This window comes from Borrelia sp. RT5S, assembly GCF_021165755.1.
Taxonomy (GTDB): Bacteria; Spirochaetota; Spirochaetia; order Borreliales; family Borreliaceae; genus Borrelia.
On the sequence record NZ_CP088936.1, the window covers coordinates 263245 to 286246 of the forward strand.

Sequence of the window (23002 nt, forward strand, 5' to 3'; positions counted from 1 at the left end):
AGAAATGAACTTTGAGAAACTAACCATTAAATACAGAGCCCTTATATTCCTGGTATTCACGTTAATAACCGTTTTTTTAGGAATTTTTTGGAAAAACATAGAATTCGACTCTAACATTTTAAAGCTTATTCCAAAAACCAAAGAAACTGAGAGAATAATAGACATAGACAAGAGTAATTCACTCCTATCAACAATCGTAATATTTAAGGATAAAAAGAGTATTTTTAATAAGGAAACCTTTGAGAAGATTAATAAAGCAGCAGATGATATAACTGGAATACTGAAAGTGACCTCTAACTCTGTTACAAGCATATTTACCTATTTTCCGCAATTTAAAAAAGATAGATACACAGATGAAGAAATAGCTGAAATAAGAAAAAAGGTAAATTCGACATCATTTGTAAAAAACACATTCTTAAACAATGATGAAAACTTGACCTATTTCATAGTAGTACCCACAGAAACTGAAAAAATAAATTTTAGTAGAAGCCTGAAGAACGAACTTGAAGAAATGGAAGCCGCAATCAAAAGGTATGAAACTGATGAACTTAAGCTTTACTTAACAGGCGATCTTGTGGTAAGAGAAAAAATACTCAATTATATGGCTGACGACTTTACCTTTTTAGGTCCCCTAGCTACTCTTGTGGTGATCTTATCTCTTTATCTTGTTGTAAAAAACATAGCAGGAGCTCTCATCCCTGTACTCATTGCAACATTTGCATTAGCTTGGACTTTTGGAATTAAAGGCCTTGTAAGGTCTCCTATTACTGTTCCGGAAACGACAATGGTTGTATTACTTATTTCAATTGGATGTGCTAATGCTGTTCACATAATAAATGGAGTACTTAAGAGAATAAAAAGCGAACCTTTATCTAGAGAAACAATAGTTACTACAATAAAGACTTTAAGAGTACCAATACTTCTAACCTCGCTTACAACAGCTCTTGGCTTCTTGTCATTGATGGCTTCATCGATTCATGCATACAGAACGATGGGAATTTTTATGGCAACAGGAGTGCTTATTGGAATGATCATGTCTTTGTTATTGCTGCCTGGGATATTGGTCTACATTCCATTCAAGTGTAGAGCAATAAAGGGAAGTAAACCTGCCAGAGACGGTTTTCTTGAAAAGCTCTCAACTAAAAACAAGAAGATCACAAATTGGATATTAAGCAACAAGTATCTCTCGTTTGTCATAACTTTATTTATTTTATTCATATCCATAATGGGCCTTCTGAGGATAGAAATTAACTTTGATGAAAAAGATTATTTTCAAGAATATACGAGTGTAAAACAAACACTAAATTTGATGCAAAAGGAGATAGGAGGAATTTCAATTATTAAAATTGAACTAAATGGTACTCCTGGAGCATTTAAAAACGCAAAAAATATGCAGAATTTAGATTTAATTACAGATAAGATTGATTCATTTACTGATAGAACACAATCTAGTTCGATAAATGGGATAATAAGATTTATGAACTTTAAATTTAAAAAAGAAAATCCGGCTGAATACAGGCTCCCTGAAAATCAGTCTATATTAAACAAGCTAATTTTACTAATCAGTAGAAGTAGCTCCATGAAAGACCTGACAAAAATGTATGTCAATGACGATTGGTCTCAAATATCAATTATTGTAAGAATTGATAAAAATTCAACCGAGGAAATAAAAATTTTCGCGGCTTATGTAAGTAATTTACTCAATAAGCATATGCCAGGATATGAATATCACTTCTCGGGAGCATACGACAAAATATTAATATCTAAAACTATGGTAGCAGAACAAATTACTAACATTATTACAACACTTAGTGCAATAACAGTATTGCTAATGTTATTCTTCAGATCAATTAAAACTGGGATCATAATTGCTATTCCAGTCGCATGGTCCGTATTCTTGAATTTCGCCGTAATGAGACTTTTTGGAATAACACTAAATCCTGCAACAGCAACAATTGCATCTGTTAGCATGGGTGTAGGAGTAGATTACTCTATCCACTTCTTTAATGCATTCAAATTAAACTACAAAAAAATTAACGATTATAAAAAGGCTTTGCTTGAATCAATTCCGAATGTATTTAATGGAATTTTCGCAAATTCAATCTCAGTAGGCATAGGATTCCTGACATTAATATTCTCTACTTACAAAATAATTGCAACGCTTGGAGCCATCATAGCTTTTACAATGCTAACCACTTCCCTTGCCTCACTAACACTGCTCCCACTGCTCATTTATCTATTCAAACCCAAAATCAAAACAACAAAGACAGCAGATGAGAGAAAGTACCACGACGTCGCAAAGCTTAACCCAAACGTCTAGAATAATAACTTGATGACATCACCCATATTACTAACTGGATGAAAATTTATTCCGCTCTTGATGTTGATAGGAATCTCATCAAGATCTGATTTATTTGCCATAGGAATAATAATATGCTCAACCCCGTTTCGTTTAGCCGCAATTATTTTCTCTCTTAGCCCTCCAATAGCCATCACATTACCCGTTAATGACAATTCCCCAGTCATAGCCAGATGAGGCCTGACCTCTTTATTAAGAGCTAGCGATATAAAAGCACTAGCAATTGTAATGCCAGCAGAAGGCCCATCTTTAGGAATAGCTCCCTCTGGAATATGTAAGTGAATCATATACTTTTCAAAAAAAGATTTATTTATACCTAAAGTATTTCTAATGCTGTTTACATAGGTAAACGCAATGTTAGCAGATTCCTTCATAACATCACCAAGTCTACCCGTCAATTTAATTCCAGCAGACTTAGCTTCAGTTTTAACAGTCTCAATTATCAAGGTTGAACCACCATAATTAGTCCAAGCAAGACCCATTACCATGCCTGGAGACATAGCCTTTTTTAAAAATTCTTCTCCTCTAAATATAGGCACACCAATATATTCTTCCAAATTCTCCCTAGATATTTGGTACGATTTAATAGAATCGTCCTCAACAAGCTTTCTTGCAACTTTTCTTACAATCTTCTTTATATACTTTTCAAAATTTCTCAGCCCATTGTCTCTTGCGTATTCTCTAACAATCTGAACAAGAGCTGATCCTTGAAATTTTAAGGAATCTTTACTAACTCCATTCTCCTTTAAAACCTTAGAAATTAAATATTTTCTTGCTATTTCTATTTTCTCATCATCAACATATCCTGATAACTGGATCACTTCCATTCTATTTAATAAAGGATTGGGGATCGTTTCAACAGAATTGGCCGTTAAAATAAAAAACACATTAGAAATATTGAAAGGCAGGTCAAGATAATGATCCCTAAAATTAATATTCTGCTCCGGATCTAAAACCTCAAGAAGAACTGAAAATGGATCCCCGTAATGCGATACTGAAACTTTATCAATCTCATCTATTAAAAAAACGGGAGAATTCGTTTTTGTAATCCTTAATCCCTGAATAATCTTTCCGGGCAAGGCACCAACATAAGTCCTTCTATGCCCCTTAATCTCTGATTCATCTCTCATACCACCCACGGAAAACCTGAAAAATTTTGTCTTAAGAACCCTAGCAATAGCTGTTCCTATTGAAGTCTTACCAACACCAGGAGGCCCAACTAAAAGCATGATAGCTCCCCTTTGGGATTTCCTTAGCTTAAGCACAGAAATATATTCAATAATCCTATCCTTAACTTCCTTCATTCCATAATGTGTCTTATCTAGTATCTTTTTTGCTTTCTGTAAATCAAACTTATCAAAATCAATTCTAGATTCTTCCCAAGGAAGATTGGTAATAAGTTCAAGATAATTTCTAACCACAATATACTCTGAAGAATTTGTCTCAAGAAATGAAAATTTTTCAAGCTCTCTTTCAACTGCTTCCAAAGCTTCACCCTTTAAAGCCAAAGAGTTAATTTTGCCTTTAAGTTTCATAAAATCGCTATTCTTATCGTCTCCCAAACCAAGTTCAGCCTTAATAGCTTTAAGTTGTTCTTTTAAAAAGAATTCTTTTTGTTGTTTTTCTAACTTTTCTTGAATACCTCTAGTAATTTTATTTTGAATTTCAATTAAATTTAATTCTTCATAAATCAATTCCAAAACCTTTCCAAGCCTATCTTTTACACTTAAAGTTTCAAGAATTTCTTGATGAGACTCTTTAGAAGATGAAATCATTCCTGCAACCACATCACATAATCTACCCTTATCCTCAATATTGACCATATTTAACTGAACTTCAGGCATTTTTCTATGCGAAAATATCTCTTTTGTCCTGAGTAAAATGCTACTGTACATAGCCTTCGCCTGTACATCATCCTTCCTAACAGGAATCTGTTTTAAATAATCAACTTCAATTATCGGAAAATCTTCGTTAAGAACAACCTTAACAAATTTAACCCTGTCAATAGTTGAAACAAAAATATTGTATCCACCATCAGGAAGATTAATTTTTTTCACTATCTTAGCAGTAATGCCTACAGAATAAACATCTCGTTTATAATTGATAGCTACTTTATCACTCTTATTGTCAGTCTTTTCTAAGAATTTATCACGCAAAACAAATAAGGAGACAATACCACTACCCTTATTAACATAATCAACAGCTTTCATATCAGAATCAGAAACTATAATAATTGGAATAAACATCCCAGGAAATATAGGATGAGACGGAACTGCGACTAAAGGAACTCTCACGGGCTTATCAGAATGAGGCAAAATGGCAGCAGAACCACTTGAACGCTTCTTACCCTTAGAGTCATTATTTTTTAGTTCTCCCATAAAAGATTAAATCTCCTTAACCTCAATTATAACAAAAGAAAATTTTTATGAAAATTCATTCAATATTGAATTTTTTTATTATACAATAATGTATAATGCAGTTTGACAAAATTAATGCCATTGTGCTAACTTCTTATCACAAAAAGAATTATTATCTTTTAAATCTATTTTATTCAAAAGGAATTATTAATACAATAATTTACGGCTCCACAATAAGAAAATTCAAGTCAAATATTAATAATCTGGTAAAGGCTAATTTTGAGATTGTAAAGGAAAATAATTTGTGTAAAATATTAGAAGTCGATGATGAAGAATTTATTTTAAAAGATCTGACTTATGAAAAGCTAGTAATTGTTCATCTTTGGACAAAGCTAATCAGCTTAAGCTTTGATGACGGTGAGTGTTTTGTGTTATTTACAGAGGCTACGGATGTTCTTAACGATTCGTCTGTTGAGAAGGCAAATTTAGTCGATTTACAATACAAGATAAGATTTCTGGGCATAAAAGGGTTTTTATGCTTATCAGATTCGTGTTTCACATGCGGCAAACGAATAGAAAATCTTTATTATTACGACATGCATACTAACGGTTTCAACTGCATAAATTGTACTAGCAATAAAAATCATTATATTGACTCAGAAAGTTTTAAATATTTAGAATTTACGATTCAAGAGAACATAAAGTCTTCCTTGCTCATAGATATAACCAATAAATCAAAAGCACTTATTGAATTTATGATAAAAAATAAAATAAATACAGAATTTGAACAAGCATTACTCTAAATAGATCAAACTGGAACAAGAAATGAAAATTTGGAAAAAAAAAGAAATTGATATAAAAAAAGAGAATGTAATAAATATCGCAAAGAAATATAAAATCAGCCTTCTTGAAGCAACGCTACTCATGAGAAGAGAGATTAAAGAGGAAGACTTTTTATTCTTTATTGAAGATAGCGTAAATTTAATGCACAGTCCATTTTTACTAAAAAACGTAGATAAATTTATTTACAGGATCAATGAAGCTATTGAAGAGAATGAAAGTGTATTAATCTTTGGAGATAAAGACGCTGACGGAATCACGGCTACGATCATCATGTATGAGACGCTTAAAGATTTTGGCATTAATGTAACCTACAAGATACCCTCTAATGGGGAGTTTTATGGAATTACAAAAGAATTGATTGATAAAGCATCTGAGGATAAAATATCAATCGTAATTACCGTCGATTGTGGCATTTCCAACATTGAAGAAGCAAATTATGCGAGATCGAAAAATATAGAAGTAATTATTACAGATCACCATCTTCCCAACAAGGAGCTTGATACAGAAATTATCATCATTAATCCCCATTTAAAAGGCGACCTATCTCCATTTAAAGAAATAGCTGGATGCTATGTCAGCTTTAAAGCATGTCTTGCCCTATATCTTTCTACTACCGATCTTTATAATAAAAACATTGTGTTTTTATTCTTAGAAAAACTGAATGATAAAATTGTTATTAATGCCATAGAAATACACAACTACATTTTAAAAAATCATCTCTTACTAGAAAGCACTGATGATCTACAAATTAATATCAACAAACTAGAAGAGTTTTCAAAAGGCAAATACATAATTGTATTTAACAAAAATGAACAAAATCAACTTTTAAATGAATTCTTTAATCAAAAAATAGAAATTGAAACAATTGATATTGGTGAGGCTTTTATAAAAAAGTATCCAAAATTCGCTAAGAAAACGCTCAAAGAACTCATTCAAATTACAAAAAATTTTAAATATAGAGAAATTCATATTAAGGACAAGCTTTATTACGTTTTTTATAACATTATATTTGAGACAAATAAAGCTTTGCTAAAAAAATGTCTTAAGAACCTTAAATTTGTTGCCATAGGAACCATTGCTGACAATATGCCAATTATTAATGAAAATCGAACTGTTGTAAAAGAAGGACTTAAAGAAATTGCGTTAAAGGAAAGAATTCCCATTAACTGTTTACTAAAAGATGCTAACATATTAACAAAACCAACAATAAGCGCATCAGACATCGCTTTTAAGATTGCCCCTATATTAAATTCAACAGGAAGGCTTGAAAAAGCAGATATTACGATTAAGTTTTTGTTAACCGAAGACGTTAATAAAATAGAAAACAGGTTTAAAGAAATCAAGAGTATAAATACTTTAAGAAAACGTAAGGAAGATGTTTCTTGGAACACACATAACGAGAATACCATTTTCAAAAATGATAAATTCATTGTATGCTATGACAAACATACTCCAAAGGGAATTAGTTCTAGAATGGCAACAAGACTCTCCTCTTATTATCAAAAAGTTGCCGTTTTCTTAACAAAACAAGACAACATAATCAAGGGCTCTATAAGATCAAACAACAAAATCAACTCTAAAGATTTAATCTCAATGGTACCATGTTCTTTACTAATAAATTCTGGAGGCCACAAAGCAGCCGCTGGGTTTACGCTTTATGAGAATGTCTTAAACGAGTTCATTAAGGAACTTGAACTTGCTATTAATAAAATAGAATACAGCGACCAGTATGAAGACTCTATACTCATTGATGCCGTTATACCTAAAGACTTTAAAAAACAAGAGCTTTTAAAAATAGTCGACTTATTTGAGCCTTATGGACATGGATTTAGAGAATTTACCTTAGCAATGGAGGACGTGCTCATCCAAGATCTCAGAACAATTGATAAAAATGGCACCTCAAAGCATATAAGCATGAAAATTAAAAATAATCAAGACCAGTACAGGGCCATTTACTTTAATGGGACCCAAAACATTCAAGATCTCGGCATTAAGGATGGACAAAATATAGACATAATATTCACAGTTAGCGAAGACTTCTACAGTCAAGGTGATAAAATACTAAAAATTATGGACATTAAAAAGAGATCAAATTAATGTTTATCGTAAAAAGTTTCTTGCTTATGTTTGTAATCCCATTCAACCTAAGTGCGGTAAGGAATGACGTAGTAAAGGGCTACTATGAAAGGGAAGTCTTTCAAGGAGAAGTCACTTACTTTGCAAGCAACAAAAATTTTAAAAAAATGTCTCTCCTGAGTAAGAACAAAAATCCTATTTTAAGCTCTTATCCTTTCAAATTTGAGGTAGCTAACAAAACATATTACGTAGCGTTATTAGGAATTACACCGATGATTAAAGAAGGAATGAGAGAAATTGAAATAGAATTCGAAAATGGAAAATATATCAAGGAAATAGAAATAAAAAAATTTGAATTTAGGAAAACAACTGTCGAGCTAGACAAAAAAAAAGCAAAGATTTTCAAGCGTCAAAAATCCGTAAAAGCGAAAGAACAAGCTCTTATATTATGGAATATAATTGGAAACACAGGAGATACGTCAATATACCACTACGATACCTTAGTTCACCCTATCAAAGATCAATATAGAATAAGCAGTCCTTACGGAGATCAGAGAGTTTATATACAAGACAATAAAAAAATATCAAGTCTCACAATGCATAAAGGAAAAGATTATGCCTCTTTTAAGAAAGAAAAAACACCTATTTTCGCAGCTGGCAGAGGAAAAATAGTATTTGCAAAAGACAGAGAAATTACCGGAAAAACTGTAATTATTCAACACTTACCAGGTGTATATACAATTTATCTACATCTATCAAAATTTGGAGTTAAAGAAGACAAAATAGTTCATACCGGAGAGTATATTGGAAATGTTGGAAACACGGGTATTTCTACAGGCCCTCATCTACATTTTGAAGTTAGAGTTAATGGGGTTGCTGTAAATCCAGATTTCTTCCTAAATCATATGCTTATTGACAAAAATAAAATAATCAATCATATTGAGAAGGTGAGGTAGTAAAGGGGGTGATTTTTTGGTAACTGTCAACGTGGACAAGAATGAAGGCCTAGAAAAAGCATTGAAACGTTTTAAGAGGATGATTGAGAAAGAGGCGATAATTCGAGAGTGGAAAAGAAGGGAATATTATGAGAAACCGTCTACCATTCGGGTTAAGAAAGAAAAGGCGTTTAAAAGAAAGCAGGCAAAAAAAGTCAGAAAATTGAAACAAAAAATTGGAAGACAGTAAAAAGAGGTATTCAATTCTGAGTACCTCTTTTTATAAACTAAATGAGGACATCTCGTGGCTTTGAGCCTTTCGCAACACCCACATATCCCATCTCTTCCATAAGCTCGATGATTCTTGCGGCTCTGTTGTACCCTATCTTTAGGCGTCTTTGCAGATAAGAAGCAGAGGCTTTTCTTGTAGAGCGAACGATTTCAAGAGCTTCATCGAACATGGGTTCGTCTGCCGAGCTAATAGCTATCTTTTCCGCTCCACCTACGTTGTCAATGAATATTTCATCGTCAATATAATTTGGAACGCCGAATTTCTTAACCTCCTCAACTAGCCTATATACTTCCCTTTCATCTAAAAATCCACCTTGAATTCTTTGAGGAAAAGGAGTCGTAGGACTCACATAAAGCATATCACCCTTTCCTAAAAGCTTCTCGGCCCCTGAAACTCCAAGAATTATTCTTGAATCCATAGCACTAGCTACCATAAAAGAAATCCTTGAAGGAAAATTAGCCTTTATTACCCCTGTAATAACATCAACGGATGGCCTTTGAGTGGCAAGGACTAAATGTATCCCAACAGCCCTAGCCATAGCTGCAAGTCTAGAAATCAAATTCTCCAAATCTTTCCTTGCAGAAAGAATAAGATCCGCAAATTCATCAATAATAATTACGAGATAGGGAAGAGGGACTTCATTTAATTCCTCTTCCCTCACCTTTCTATTGTAAGAATTAATATCCCTTACAAGGAAATTATCAAGAAGTACATACCTCCTCTCCATTTCATCAAGACACCAACGAAGAGCCTCTAACGCCCTACGCACATCAGTAATAACAGGAGTTAGTAAATGTGGAATATCATTAAAAAGCTTAAGTTCAACTATTTTAGGATCTATCATTATAAGCTTAATCTCATCTGGAGACTTTGAAAAAATAATGGAGGCAATAAGTGAGTTAACACAAACGGACTTACCAGCCCCAGTAGCTCCTGCTATTAAAAGGTGAGGAGCATTAACAAGATCAAAAACAACATTATCTCCACTAATCTCTTTACCAAGTGCAAAAGGAATTTTGAAATTATCTCTGAATTCTTTACTATCTATTATCTCTGAAATTAAAATAAACTCACGTCTTTTATTGGGGATTTCAATCCCCACAGCTTCCTTACCAGGTATAGGAGCAATAATTCGAACCCTAACTGCTGCAAGCCTTAAGGCAATGTTATCCGATATGGAAGTTATCCTTGAAAGCTTAATGCCCTTATCTGGACGAACGGCATACATAGTGACAACAGGGCCTTTAATAACGTCAATAAGCTTAGCGTTAATACTAAACTCCCTAAAAGTTTCCTGTAGAATCATTGATTGTTTTTGTATCTCTCTCTCATATTCGATATCTTCCGTCTCACTCTTGGGTTCTCTTTTATTGAAAACAGAAATATCTATAAAATAAGCACTACCAACCTCACTTACTAGTAAATCATCATCTGAAAGTCTGGCAATACTATCTATTATTCCTCTATGCCTTATATCACTGGCCTTAATTTTTCCACTAGCTACTAGCTTGTTACTATCAGACTTCAACAACGGTCTATGCTCAGATTCATCACTACTTAAATCATACTGCTCACTTCGTAAAGCATGATCTCTCATCAAGCTCTCATCTGGGAATGACCTATCCAATTCCTTTGGCTGACCAAAAACAGTTTTATCTAAGTTAACACTAGAAGGTGTACTAGATTTTCTTGAAAATGTATTAAAAGACCACAAAGCCTGATACTCCTCGCCATTAATAACATTACCTTTCCCAACATGAGTTTCATTCCTATCCAAATCATTATCAAAATCTTCATAAACCTTAATGTCTTTTTTAATCCTTAAAGAGCTCAAAAAAGGAAAATAAGCAAATAAACTTTCAAACAAGACTTGGACCCTAAACACTAAAAACCGAATCGCATCTAGGATAAAGTCACTTCTCTTAAAGAATAGGTAATTCAAATAACCCCAAATAACAAACTCTAAAATTAACAGAAGAAAAACAAAAAGATTCCCCATCTCTATTCCAAAATTACTCAAAAACCAATTAATAAAACTAGAACCTTCAAGACTAGAGTTAATTTTTAACCAAAATGTTAGAGTAAAAAATAAAATAACCGTATAATTCCAATTAAATATAAATCTCTTACTAAGCATATTGTTCCTGTAAACATACCAATTTACAAGAGGATAGAGTATTAAATAAAATGACAGAAACGAAAAGGTATTTAGTAGCATTTGCCCTATTAAATTGAAAATAAAAAACACAAATATATTCCCTATGGGAGTTAAGGCCACGCAAAGTGAAAATGATATAATAGCCAACACAAAAAAAAATAAAAATTGAAAATACTGGTAAAACCCCTTCATGCACCACTAGCCCTATTAAAATCAAAGAAAGAAATAAACCACACCAGAGAGAAAAAATAAATAAGCTGAAAAATAATAAGCCCTGCTTTCCTTAAGTACTCTGACAAATAAACCTATTGAAAATAGCCCAATAGCAAAAGCAACAGCCGCTCCTAAGTTTATTTCAAAAACACTAAAAACCATATTCAAAGCAAACAATTCCTTCTGTTTTAACAATAAACTCCCTAACACAATGGGAATCAAAGATAAGAACGAAATTTCAAATGCTTTTAACCTGTTAAACCCAAGAAAAATTGAAGCAAAAATTGTAATCCCCGAACGAGAAATACCAGGCATTGCGCCAATTCCCTGCATAATCCCAATAAAAACCCCTGAAAACAGAATATTATTTTTCAAATTAAAAATCAAAAGCCTAAATTCAAGTAACAATAATAAAATACCCGTTAAAACGAAATTTAATAAAACAACACCAAGAGTAAATACTTCTTCAAACATTTCTATAAAAATTCCAACAAACGCCGTAATAAAAGTAATCGTTGCTATAAGCAATATAGTCTTTAAATTCTCCAAGTCCAGTAAAGTAGTCCTTCTTAAAAAAACCCTCACTAAACTCAGGGAAAGTTCTAATATTCGACTGCGATAATAAATCACTACGACTAGAACAGTTGCAAAATGCAAATAAACATCAAATACTATCGGAATCTCTAGTCCCATATACTTCTTCAAAAGCAACAAATGACCCGAACTAGAGATAGGCAAAAACTCAGCAATCCCTTGAACAGCTCCTAAAATAATAACCTTAAAAGGATTCACCAGCACTTCTCAACAACCTAGGATGCCTTGGGCAACCTACCCACAATATACTCCACTACAGAATTCATTCCCTTACCCTCATACAACGCATCATACATTACAGAATAGACCAATATTTTCTTGACATAATTTCTAGTCTGTCCAAAGGGAATCGCTTCGATGAAAAGCTCCCTAGGCATATGCCCGTAGGCCTGTTCCCACTTACGAACATTCCCAATACCAGCATTATAAGACGCAAGAGCCTTATAAACATCCCCCAATGTTCCTATTCTTTTTTTCAGATAATAAGTTCCTATAATAACATTGTCTTTCGGCTGCTTCAAATCGTAATCATAATACTTAATCTCTCTAGATATATCAACTGCCGTAGTGGGCATAACCTGCATAAGCCCAACAGCACCAGGCTTAGATACAGCATCTCTTTTAAAACTACTCTCGGCCTTTATTAAAGAGAAAACAAGACTGGGTTCAAGAAGCCTCCTCTTTGACCAATATTTGACCAAGGAACTATACAAATAAGGATAGAGACGCTTATAATCGTCTCTTTTTAAAGCAGATTTATCTTGCCTTGCAAGGTAATTAATAGCAAGCGTGGCATCATAGTAATACTCATGCCTTACAAGTTCATCATAAAGACCACGGTAAAAATTAGGAGAAAATCTGTAACCATTCTTAAAATCATCTGCAACAAAAACACTAACATAAGAATGCAAATTAAATCTCAGAAACCCCTCCAAAAACCTTTCATAATCAGACTGGCTATAATCAATATCCAAAGTATTTTCAAAAAAACCATCAACATCTTGATCCAACAAATATTTACTCATAAAAGAAGAATAAGATGTCTTATTATATTGAACAGAAGAACGCAAAAGATCCTCATATTCATCATCCGACTTAGCCCTAACAAATTTGTGATATATAAGTCTTGCGTTAATAAAAGCAAGTCTAGATAAAACGACATCACCAAGTACATCCTTGCCATTATGATAGAGCGTGTACAGATTATCATAATCTTCAAGTTGAATGACTTCTAAAATATATTCATCCAATACCTTAATAAATCCAGGATTATTACCATCTTCATTTGTATAAAATCTAGATATGTTTTGAGAAAAATAATCTCTTGTATTTTTTGTAAATATTAAATTGCTAAACACCTCATTTAGCATCTCCAGCCTATGTAGTTCATTTTTTAAAGAATTATTATCCAAATACTTAATCACAGTAGAAAAGCCCAATTCTGTTCTTAACCTCAAACCTATGAGACCCAAATAGTAATCTTTATAAACACTATCTAGATTACCAAAGAAAGAAAACGCCTTACTTATACGCCCTGAAGCCAGAAAAGCCTTATAAACATCATTTAAAAATATGAAATTGTTAAAATACCCCTTTAGCTTATTGCTTAATATATTTATCGCACCCTCTGGGCTCCCATTGGCCAGTAAGGCCTTAAACTTAACAAGATTTAAAAACTCTGTACTTAAACGTCCACCCCTCTCATCTGCAACGAGATAATCATGAGCCCTTACATGTAGATGACTTGCTGGTAAATCCTCAAATAATTTTCTAAAATGAACTAATGACTCATTAACACTTGAAATATTGAAATAAAGAACAGCTTTAAACAAAATATTCTCACTCACCTGTGTCTCTAAAAGATTCATTTTATCTAACTTATTTAACACTAAAAGAGCCTCGGCGTTCTTTTTTTGCCAATAAAGACTTCTAAAATATCCCAATACAATATATTTATTATCTTCATATTTATCGTAAAGCTTACGCCCAACAAGTTCAGCATCAAAATACTCTCTCCTTGCATTATGATATTCCAGAAGCCTAACACCAGCAAACTGAGCAACAATATCATTTCCACTCTCTATAGCTTTAAACATATATTCCTTAAATTTTTCTTCATATCCTATTTTCCTGAAAAGATAGGCAACATACAAATACGAATTTGGATCTATACCAAAATACTCATCAAAATCTTGCCCCTCATAATCAAAATTCCATAACCAGTGCAAATGATTCAAATCAAAATTATTTGCATTCCTCTGCACAACACCATTTAAAGATTTCTTTTCAAAAGAACAAAATAATAAACTTAGTAATAACAAAAAAGAAAAGACAGCCTGACCAAACAACAAAAATACTTTCTTAAACACGAGAACTTCTTTCATACTTCTCAATCTTTCCTTCCTCAAACACACAATGATAAGAAACCCCCAAATTTCTGGGGTTTAAAACTTTAGAAAAAATCAAAAGTAATGAAAAAAACATCAACAAAAATAAAGAAGTAAGACTTAAATAAAGCATAAAAGTTCTCGCAAAACCTTCCCTTAAATCCGTATTTAACTGCTCATTTCCAATACCCACACCAAATCCCTTGCTGTCATCCCAAAAGACATCATCAACCACACCCTCTTCTAAATCCTTATCAATATCTGCAATAATATCATCAACACTCAAATCATCAGCATCTCTATAATCTGCAATATTAATACTACTAAAATCAATATCCTCATCCTCAGCGAATCCCGCAGCATAATTATTAGAATCAAAACTAATATCACTGCCAACAGAGGAAAAACCATCTAAACTAGCCGCATCTACCCCTAAATCACCCAATTCATTCACAGCATGGGAAGACCCATCAGAATCAAAAATATCTCCCTCAAGCTTAACGTCCACCTCTTTTAAATCAGTCCCAGACTCGAGTTCTAGCGCACTAGATGAATCATCGCCTGTGTTTGGTGAGCCAGTTCCCCCTAAATTTTCTTCATTAACTAAACTAGATTCACCTAAAGAATACAAATCTCCTGTATTAGGTAAGTTATCAACATTATCTAGGATGTTTGAAGAAGAATTATCTTTATCTTGCTCAAACATACCATCTAAATTTTCAGAAACCCCGCCCCTAATATCTAAATCACCAGCATCAGAGACAATCATATCTTTAAGTTGCTCTCCATCAAATTCCCCTGAATTTATGCCAAGATTCACCAAGCTCAAATCAAATCTAACTTTACTCTCAAATCCTCCGCACTCGCCATAAACATAAAGTATCTCAGAATCCACTTTAAAATAAACATTTATATCAGAACTCTCCTTGGTAAGACCATCCAAGAAAAAAGATCCGAGAAGAACAGGATTAGGAAAATTTTCAAACTCACTAACATAAAAATCCAACTTCACATTAGTTTCATCTAAAAGCTTACCCAATACCACTTTTTTTACAGAAACATCCTCCAAGCCTAAAACCTGAAAATAATCCTTACCAGAAAGCCTTATTGCTAAAAACCCTTTCAAGAAATCCAACCTTTTCGTTTTCTTGCAAAAACAAATTTATTCATAGTAGTTATAATATAATATAAGTAATGTTATATTCAACTTATAGCTAGTTTTTATTCAAAATAAGAACGCTGTGACTATTATTTACGTTTTTCATGTGATATCACCAAATATAGGTTTAGGAGGAATTTAGGTGTATTATGTAGGTTTAGGAGGAATTTAGGTGTATTCATTTTTCATAATAGTTCCCTCGTTGATAGTATCCATTTTGTTGATTCTATTTTTCAGGCTTACAACAAAAGCCACACAAACAAAAGACAGAGAATCAGAAAGAACCAAGAAGTTAATAGAAAAAGCTACAAACATACTAAAAACAAATCCAAACGAAATAAGAGCTCTTCAAACCTTAAACAATTATTATTATGACAACAAGGATCCTGAGAATGGTATTAAGTATGCAAAAAAGTTATGCCACCTTATAGCAGAAAATCCTATAAGCCAAGATATAGACTCTCTTAAGGCTTTTTTAAGTTATGGGTTTTATAACCTTGAGAGAAATTTTAACAGAGAAGCGCTGGAATACCTCAAAAAGGCCTATGCAATAAAAAAGAATGATACAGAAGTTAACTTCTATCTTGGAATAGCTTTCCTAAAAAATGACTATTATAAGGAGGCTCTCCACTATCTTACAAAGATATACAAATTTGATAAAGAAAATCAGCAAGCCCTAAAATACATAGGAATAGTTCTTTTCCATATGGAAAATTATCATAAGGCAGCTGGAATATTTAATAACATAAAAAATTACATACAAAACGACGTAAATGCTCTTTTAATTTATGCTAAATGCTTATTTAAACTCAATAAAGACCGTCTTGCTCTTGAGATTGCAGATAACTTAAGATACAGAGACGGAATGCTATACGAATCTCTTTTAATTGAGTCTGAGGTTCATGCGAAAAATAATAACCTAGAAAAGTTAGAAAAAAATGTTAAAGAGATCATTAAATTGAAACCTGATTTACCCAAAAAAATATTTCTTGAACTGTTTTATAAACTGGGAGAGCTTTACATGGAATGTGAAAACTATCAAAAGGCAACCGACGTTTTTATTCAAGTTGAAAGAGCTGACGCACACTATAAAAAAGTCGGCGAAAAACTAGAATTTAGTAGAAAGCTAAACGAAAATCTGTCTCTTAGAACATATCTTAAATGTTCTAAAGAAAAATTTGAAAAATTGGCCGGTGAAATTGTCGTTAGGATATACAAAAATAAATTTCAAGTAAGAGATGCTAAGACAAATGAGGTTACTTCTCAATTTATAGACATAAACTTTCAACTTGCAAATAATCAATGGGAGGAAAATTTAATAGTGCGATTTGTTAGAACGGAGCAAGAAATCGTAGGAGAATTATTCTTAAGAGATCTTATTTCAAAAACTAAAGAAAATAAGTTAAAAGGTCTCTGCATAGCACCAGCCGTATTTTCCTCTAAATCCAAACAAATGGTTGAAGGCCGACTAATTGATCTGATAGAAGGAAAGAAATTAATACAAATATTGAAAAAGGTAAATATATCGAAGTACCACTAATTTATCTGAGATATTTCATAGGATTCTCTGTTTTTCCATCCTTAAAAATAGTGAAGTGCAAATGGTTTCCTGTACTATATCCTGTGCTCCCCATGTGCCCTATCACCTGCCCTCTTGCAACTCTTTGTCCTACTTTGACCGCAAAAGAACCTAGATGAGCATAAAGAGTCTGAAAGCCACTACTATGTGAGATAACAATATATTTTCCATATCCCCCAGCATTAAACCCAACCGTTACTACAATGCCCTCTTTCGCTGCCTTAATAGGTGTATTAGCCGCATTTGCAATATCAATCCCATTATGAAAACTAATAACCCTCGTGAAAGGATCTGGCCGATATCCATAACCAGAGGTAATAACTCCTTGCGTTGGAAAGAGAAAAACCTCCCCTAAAGCATCTCTGAGCGCTTCCCTAGCCATTCTTCCACCTGGGATAAAGAGATCTTGCCCCAAAGATAGTACTTCATTATCAAGATTATTAGCATCAAGAATATCTACTTTGGTAATGTTATATTTTTTTGCAATTGAAGATAAAGAATCATTCTTCGCGACAGTATGAAGAATCCCTTTCATATTAGGCACATTAACCACCAAATTGGGTCTAATATTTCTTACATCTTTAATTCGATTATAAGAGATTAAAGTTTCACTTGTTATGTTATATCTGGAAGCAACATGAGAAAGCGTCTCTCCTGGCTTAATCTTATGCTTAACGACTTTTAAAATCAAAGGCTTTTTTAAGCCTTCATAATTATTTCCGTTTGCAGTAAATAGATCATTATTAATCTGATTTAAATCTTGATCGCCATAATATAAAAAAGTATCAATAAAATAATCCTTGGGAAAGCTAAGCCTATTGAGAAACATATAGGAACCATAATAGGAAAAAATATTTAAATAAAAGACTAATATTAAAACAAAAATTACGGCATTCAATCTAAAAATAAAACCATAACCTAAACTAACATTGAAAGCATTCCCAAGCTTAACTCCAGGATGCTTATAGGAATGCTGATACTTATAACCCCTAGTAACTATCGTTCTAGGATTAACTAAAGCTAAAAATAAATTAATCACATAAAAAGGTTTTCTGAAAAAATTTACAAATCTAAAAGACCTACTCCTTCTTTTTCTAGTAGGTTCTAAAACATTACTAAAATCTTTTAATTCAAAATCACCTCTATTGGTTTTACTAAACAAAAAATTTCTATTTCTTTTCCCTACACTCTGTCCCTTTTTTGGTATAATCATATTATGCCTTATTATACACTAGGGATGCATATTTATAAAAAAACATTCAATGGAAGTTCTTAAGACAATAGTAAAACTATATAAAGACAATCTGGTCTCTGTTGCATTGGCTTTACTGCTAATGTTAGTCACCGTTAAACTATCGTTATCTTTTTACTTGGTTAAAGGTTCTTCAATGTTGCCTACACTTATAGAAAAAAATTGGATCATAAGCAACAATTTAGCCTACGGTATAAGACTAAGTAAAAGAGGAGAATACATGGTGCTATGGAACGCGCCTAAAAAAAACGATATGGTGATTATTAAAGATCCCATAACAAAGAAGACCTCGGTCAAAAAAATTTTCGCTACACCAGGTGCATCTTTTATAAAGGTAAAAAAAAACGTAATAAGTATAGACAACCTGAACTTTAACATAAGCGAGAAACATTTAGAAACACTAAAGAACGAATCCATTCCAAAAAACTACTACCTAGTAATAGGAGAAAATAAACAAGCCTCCCTTGATTCTAGAGAATATGGATTTGTAGACATAAACAACATAACTGGCAAAATAATATACAGTCTACAATAAGCCACAGGATTAATATCCTATCAAAATCAACTTATCAAGAATCACTCTCATCAAAATCGATGATATCCTCATACATACTCCCAATGCTACTACTATCAAAGGAACTAGTTATTCTTATTTCAATGGATTTAGAGATATTAGTATCTAAATCTCTCGCAGCAACATTTAAAATACCACTTTCATCTAAACTAAAAAGTATCTCTATCCTTGGAATACCCTTTAACGCTTTTTGTATATTACTAAAAAAAAACCTACCTATGGAATAATTTAAAGAAGACTTTCCATATTCACCCTGTAGCACATGTATCTCAATCTCTTCTTGATAATCATTCATTGTTGTAAAAATTTTTCTCTCACAGACTGGCAACGGAGTATTTCTCTTAATTAAAGTAAAAAATCCATCATTGCGAGTCTCAATTCCAAGGGAATAAGGTGTTATATCTTTAAAATTGATGAGAGTGCTTTCATTTAATAAACTAAAGGCCTGAATACTCGCCCCCATTGAAACAACCTCGTCCTGATTTAGAGAGTCTAAAACCTCAATTTCAGGAAAAGCATTCTCCAACTTCTGCTTGACCAGAGGAATCCTGGTTGAACCTCCCGAAAGCACTATTTTTGAAACACTCTCAGGGTTAATTCCCGAATCAGAAATGCAATCATTTGTAAGATTAACGGTCCTATTTATGAACTGGTCAATCATTGCCTCAAAATCTTTCCTTGTAAGCTTATAATCTAAATGTTTACCATCAAGAAAAGGTAACACAATACTATCTTCATCCATAACAGATAAATTCTTTTTAGCTTCCTCGATTTTATCTCTTATCTGCTCAAGAAGAACAAAATCATCCAAATCAATACTGGGGTATTTTTCTCTAAAATTACTTAAAACACCCTTTTCTATTTCCTCATTAAAACTATTACCTCCAAGTTTATTCTCACCCTTGGTCGAGAGGACAGTATAAGCATCGCCTCGCTTTTCCAAAAGAGCAACATCAAAAGTACCACCACCAAGATCATAAACGAGAAAAAAACCCTCTACTTGCTTTTCAAAAGCGTAAGATATAGCCGCCGCTGTTGGTTCATTAAGGATTGCTCTACAGCGTAATCCTGCAAGACTTGCAGCCTCCACTATGCCTCTTCTTTGCACCTCAGCGAAATAAGCAGGGACCGTTATTACAGCATCACTTATTTCTTCTTCCAAAAATTTCTCAGCGTTCTTCTTGATATGCAAGAGCAAATAAGAAGCAATATCCTCAGCCCTATATAAATCCTCTCCTACCCTATAAGAAATCCCAGTACCTATATTGACTTTAAAATTGTAAAAAGTTTTATCCGGATTTACCAAGATCTGACATTTAGCACAATTACCTACAACAACACCAGAATCTGTAAAAGAGACAACAGAAGGTGTCATTCTCTCGCCCCTATCATTTAATATCACTCTAGCGCCACTGTCAAAATAGGACACCACAGTATTTGTAGTGCCAAAATCTATCCCTATCCATCTTTTCATTAACTACCCCTATGAATCGAAATAATCAACTCAATTTCACCCAAATCTAGCTTCAACTTCTTAGAAATAATTTCCAAAGACATCCCTTGTTCATAGAGTGAAATCACCTGCTGCCGTATATCATACCCTTCCCTTATTATATTTTTCTCAATAGTAGGTATTGAATAATCCAAATTATTCTTATAAACACTAGAATCATTTCTAATTCCAAAATCATTATTCCCCATTGAAATTGAATGAGGATTAAATCCTGATAACCTGTGATCAAGTATTTCTATTCTCTCATCAACCTCTTTAATTATTCTATTTAAACTCTCAATTTTTATTTCAATGATATTTATATTACGATCAGTGGCCTGATTAATCTCAATAATAGTTTTATCTACCTCACTCCTAAATTTCCTGAGTATGCTATTAGACTTTATTTTCAAGCCAATATAAACATGAAAATATATGAAAACAAAACAAATCAAAACAAAACAAAACAAAATAAACATGTAAAATGCCCCAATCTACCTCTCAATATCAACATTCCTTCCTATTTTTGGATCGTTAAATCCAATTCTACATGCACTCTCTTTATCCCTTTCATTAACTCTAGCCCTTACCAATACGGTAAAATTTATATCCTCACCCCTTATGCCACTAGCAGGGTATATGCTGTTTACCTCAGAATCCACATGGTAACTCTTATTTGGATTTAAACTCAACCTCTTGTCGTCCCTTATCTTCTTATTTCTCAAGTCCTCATTTGAAATTTCACTAACCTTAAAAGCACTCTGCGTGATTACATTTATACCCTCAGGTACACTATTAATATCCATAAAGCACCTCCTATAGTCTATAACCCATTACTACGGTTAAAGGGAATATAAGCTACCGTCTTAATAATCTCGTCATCTTCCACAAAAGTCACATTATTATAATCTCTTGAAAGTTCATAATAAACACCCTTAATATGTATCTTAACTCCAGCATATGCAATATGTTCAACAAAAACCCTACCATCTACCATGCTATCTTCAAGTTCACCCTGTAAGCTTTCTTGCTTGTTCTTCACCATCGCTATCTCTGCAACTAGAACCTCTTTCTCATTAAGAAGTTCATTACAACTGTCAATTTTTAAAGACTTCTCCGCCTTATCAGTAGCAACTAAGGCGCTCTTCCTTAAAACAGAAATATCCTTTAACACGACCTCTAATCTCCTCTCAATTTTTACAAGATACTTAGTAAACCTAGATAGTAAATCTTTTATCTCAGGATCATACCCAACCTCAAGAGAAGTCTCAGCATTACCTTCAGATCCAATAGAATACGCCCGCACCTCCTCTCTCGCATGTATATTAGAGCCAACTATCTTAGACTTCTTCCCGATGCACAAGACCCTCCGCTTACAAGATACCACAGAATTAACAATACCCCTTACAACTTCAATATCACCATGACACTTTATGCTAACATTTTCCAAAAATTTGGCCTTAATGCCAGTCTTTGAATAAATCTCAGAGCCTCCCTTCCCATTAGCACCACTACTTAAAATAAGGGGCCCATCTGTCCTTAAATTACACCTACCAACAAGCCCACTTACTTCTATCCCACCTTTAGCCATAATGTTATATCCATCCAAAACACTCCCTTTAACAAGAACCATACCATTATTTATTATATTACCAGTACCAGGTCCAACATCACCCTCAACAACATAAACATCATGAACAGTAATCACCCCACTCAAAACAGTCACATATCCACCACATTTTGCAATAATTTTATTTCCTTCCCGTACGGTATTCTCACCCAGAGTAACTTCCAGCTCACTACCATCTTCTGCTTCTAGTACTTTCCCAAAAACAGTATACCCATCAATACCCTCTGAAAAGGGAACAATCTCTGCCAACTCCTCCCCTTCATTAACATTCCTAAATTCAACACCCAAAGTACCAGACTCACCAAGATTTTTATTATCAAAGATTAAATTAACACAAGAATCCTGCCCCCTAACAGGAGCTACCCCTCTTGCCATCTCGACTGGTTCACCGTAAATAGGAAAATCAACAAAATTTTCTATCTTTTCCCTAAGGAATGCCTTCTCTGATATTCCATATTTTCTAAGAATATTAAAAATGTCTTTATCTAATATCTCACAGCCGTTATCCCCAGGGCTAGTAAATTCAATGGTCACTGACATTGAATCTTCTGATATCTGAACCATCATAGTTACACTCTCAGAAGGATCAGCATCAAAATCACCTACCCGCTCATAACTCCCATTGGCGTTCTCAACTAGGGTTCGCACAAAATCCATATTCAAATTTTCAATGTTACACTCCAAGTGTAGCCTATTAATCACATCCTCAAACTCAACAGCACTTCCCTGCCCCTTGGGTGCCACAACTTTTAAAAATAGACCCCTAGTAGATCTTCTGATGAAAAATAAACCATCCTTTGACACAATTTCTTCATCTCTCTCTTCCGCGCCTAAAACATCAGAAACACCAAGCTTTGTATAAGAATTCTTATAAGCGACTATTCTCCATTTTTTCCTACCATATCCAAATATTCCATTAGTTCCTCGTTCCAAAACCTCATAGTCTAAATCTTTATAAGGGATTGCAAGCTCTAAAGAAGCATCATTTAAAGCCTCATCAAGAGTGTCTGCCTCTACCTCTATTAGATTGACATTATTCTCTCTCTCTAAATAATCCTTCATCTTGCTGCAAAAATCAGAAAAATTGACACTATTAGGCATA

General features: G+C 33.3%; 16 protein-coding genes and 1 pseudogene. 7 read left to right on the plus strand and 10 right to left on the minus strand.

Going from position 1 to position 23002, the window contains the following annotated elements; all coding sequences use genetic code 11:
• The first annotated feature begins 4 nt into the window (after positions 1-4).
• Positions 5-2320, plus strand: a complete 2316-nt coding sequence (locus tag LSO06_RS01275) for an efflux RND transporter permease subunit (RefSeq protein ID WP_231760285.1) — start codon at positions 5-7, stop codon at positions 2318-2320.
• Here the strand turns inward: LSO06_RS01275 and lon are convergent.
• Entirely contained in the window at positions 2317-4737 is a 2421-nt protein-coding gene (lon, locus tag LSO06_RS01280; RefSeq protein WP_231760286.1) for an endopeptidase La, read from the minus strand. The two genes, LSO06_RS01275 and lon, sit on opposite strands and share 4 nt — an antisense overlap.
• A gap of 95 nt (positions 4738-4832) precedes the next feature.
• Between lon and LSO06_RS01285 the strand changes: the two genes are divergently transcribed.
• The 4 genes from LSO06_RS01285 to rpsU are packed head-to-tail and all read left to right on the plus strand — an operon-like array spanning position 4833 to position 8820.
• A complete protein-coding gene (locus LSO06_RS01285) occupies positions 4833-5519 on the plus strand; it encodes a DNA repair protein RecO C-terminal domain-containing protein (RefSeq protein ID WP_231760287.1) in 687 nt (228 codons plus the stop codon).
• Positions 5520-5541: 22 nt separating this feature from the next.
• Positions 5542-7656 carry a single-stranded-DNA-specific exonuclease RecJ gene (gene recJ / locus LSO06_RS01290; RefSeq protein WP_231760288.1) on the plus strand — a complete coding sequence of 705 codons (2115 nt, stop codon included), beginning with the start codon at positions 5542-5544 and terminating at the stop codon, positions 7654-7656.
• Entirely contained in the window at positions 7656-8591 is a 936-nt protein-coding gene (locus LSO06_RS01295) for a M23 family metallopeptidase (RefSeq protein ID WP_370639782.1), read from the plus strand. The genes recJ and LSO06_RS01295 overlap by 1 nt, the downstream gene beginning before the upstream one ends.
• Positions 8592-8607: 16 nt before the next feature.
• Positions 8608-8820, plus strand: coding sequence for a 30S ribosomal protein S21 (gene rpsU, locus LSO06_RS01300; RefSeq protein ID WP_120104064.1), 213 nt, complete (start codon positions 8608-8610; stop codon positions 8818-8820).
• A 37-nt stretch (positions 8821-8857) separates the two neighbouring features.
• Here rpsU and LSO06_RS01305 read toward each other — a convergent pair whose 3' ends face one another.
• Genes LSO06_RS01305 through LSO06_RS01320 form a run of 4 tightly spaced genes read right to left on the minus strand, consistent with a single transcriptional unit; the run spans position 8858 to position 15340 of the window.
• Entirely contained in the window at positions 8858-11212 is a 2355-nt protein-coding gene (locus LSO06_RS01305; protein WP_231760290.1) for a DNA translocase FtsK, read from the minus strand.
• Between the two features lie 21 nt (positions 11213-11233).
• Positions 11234-12028 (minus strand): undecaprenyl-diphosphate phosphatase, encoded by a 795-nt coding sequence (locus LSO06_RS01310; RefSeq protein ID WP_231760855.1) that lies wholly within the window; start codon positions 12026-12028, stop codon positions 11234-11236.
• Positions 12029-12042: 14 nt separating this feature from the next.
• Complete coding sequence (locus LSO06_RS01315) at positions 12043-14211, minus strand: flagellar assembly lytic transglycosylase (protein WP_231760856.1); 2169 nt, start codon at positions 14209-14211, stop codon at positions 12043-12045.
• Entirely contained in the window at positions 14189-15340 is a 1152-nt protein-coding gene (locus tag LSO06_RS01320; RefSeq protein ID WP_231760291.1) for a hypothetical protein, read from the minus strand. The genes LSO06_RS01315 and LSO06_RS01320 overlap by 23 nt, the downstream gene beginning before the upstream one ends.
• Before the next feature lie 205 nt (positions 15341-15545).
• On the opposite strand from LSO06_RS01320, the gene LSO06_RS01325 reads away from it, so the two are divergent.
• Entirely contained in the window at positions 15546-16913 is a 1368-nt protein-coding gene (locus LSO06_RS01325; protein ID WP_231760292.1) for a tetratricopeptide repeat protein, read from the plus strand.
• Position 16914: 1 nt separating this feature from the next.
• Here the strand turns inward: LSO06_RS01325 and LSO06_RS01330 are convergent, their stop codons facing one another.
• The gene (locus tag LSO06_RS01330; protein WP_231760293.1) at positions 16915-18165 is read right to left on the minus strand and encodes a peptidoglycan DD-metalloendopeptidase family protein; all 1251 of its coding nucleotides are present in this window, start codon (positions 18163-18165) and stop codon (positions 16915-16917) included.
• Between the two features lie 49 nt (positions 18166-18214).
• Between LSO06_RS01330 and lepB the strand changes: the two genes are divergently transcribed.
• A complete protein-coding gene (gene lepB / locus LSO06_RS01335; RefSeq protein WP_255673277.1) occupies positions 18215-18739 on the plus strand; it encodes a signal peptidase I in 525 nt (174 codons plus the stop codon).
• A 34-nt stretch (positions 18740-18773) separates the two neighbouring features.
• Here lepB and LSO06_RS01340 read toward each other — a convergent pair whose 3' ends face one another.
• From LSO06_RS01340 to LSO06_RS01355, 4 genes and pseudogenes are all read right to left on the minus strand, one after another.
• Positions 18774-20252, minus strand: coding sequence for an Hsp70 family protein (locus tag LSO06_RS01340; RefSeq protein ID WP_231760294.1), 1479 nt, complete (start codon positions 20250-20252; stop codon positions 18774-18776).
• Positions 20194-20749 (minus strand): annotated as a pseudogene (locus tag LSO06_RS01345) (hypothetical protein). Before LSO06_RS01345 ends, LSO06_RS01340 begins: the two are co-directional and overlap by 59 nt.
• A gap of 15 nt (positions 20750-20764) precedes the next feature.
• Positions 20765-21076 carry a hypothetical protein gene (locus LSO06_RS01350; protein ID WP_231760295.1) on the minus strand — a complete coding sequence of 104 codons (312 nt, stop codon included), beginning with the start codon at positions 21074-21076 and terminating at the stop codon, positions 20765-20767.
• Between the two features lie 17 nt (positions 21077-21093).
• A complete protein-coding gene (locus LSO06_RS01355) occupies positions 21094-23001 on the minus strand; it encodes a FapA family protein (protein ID WP_231760296.1) in 1908 nt (635 codons plus the stop codon).
• Position 23002 lies beyond the last annotated feature (1 nt).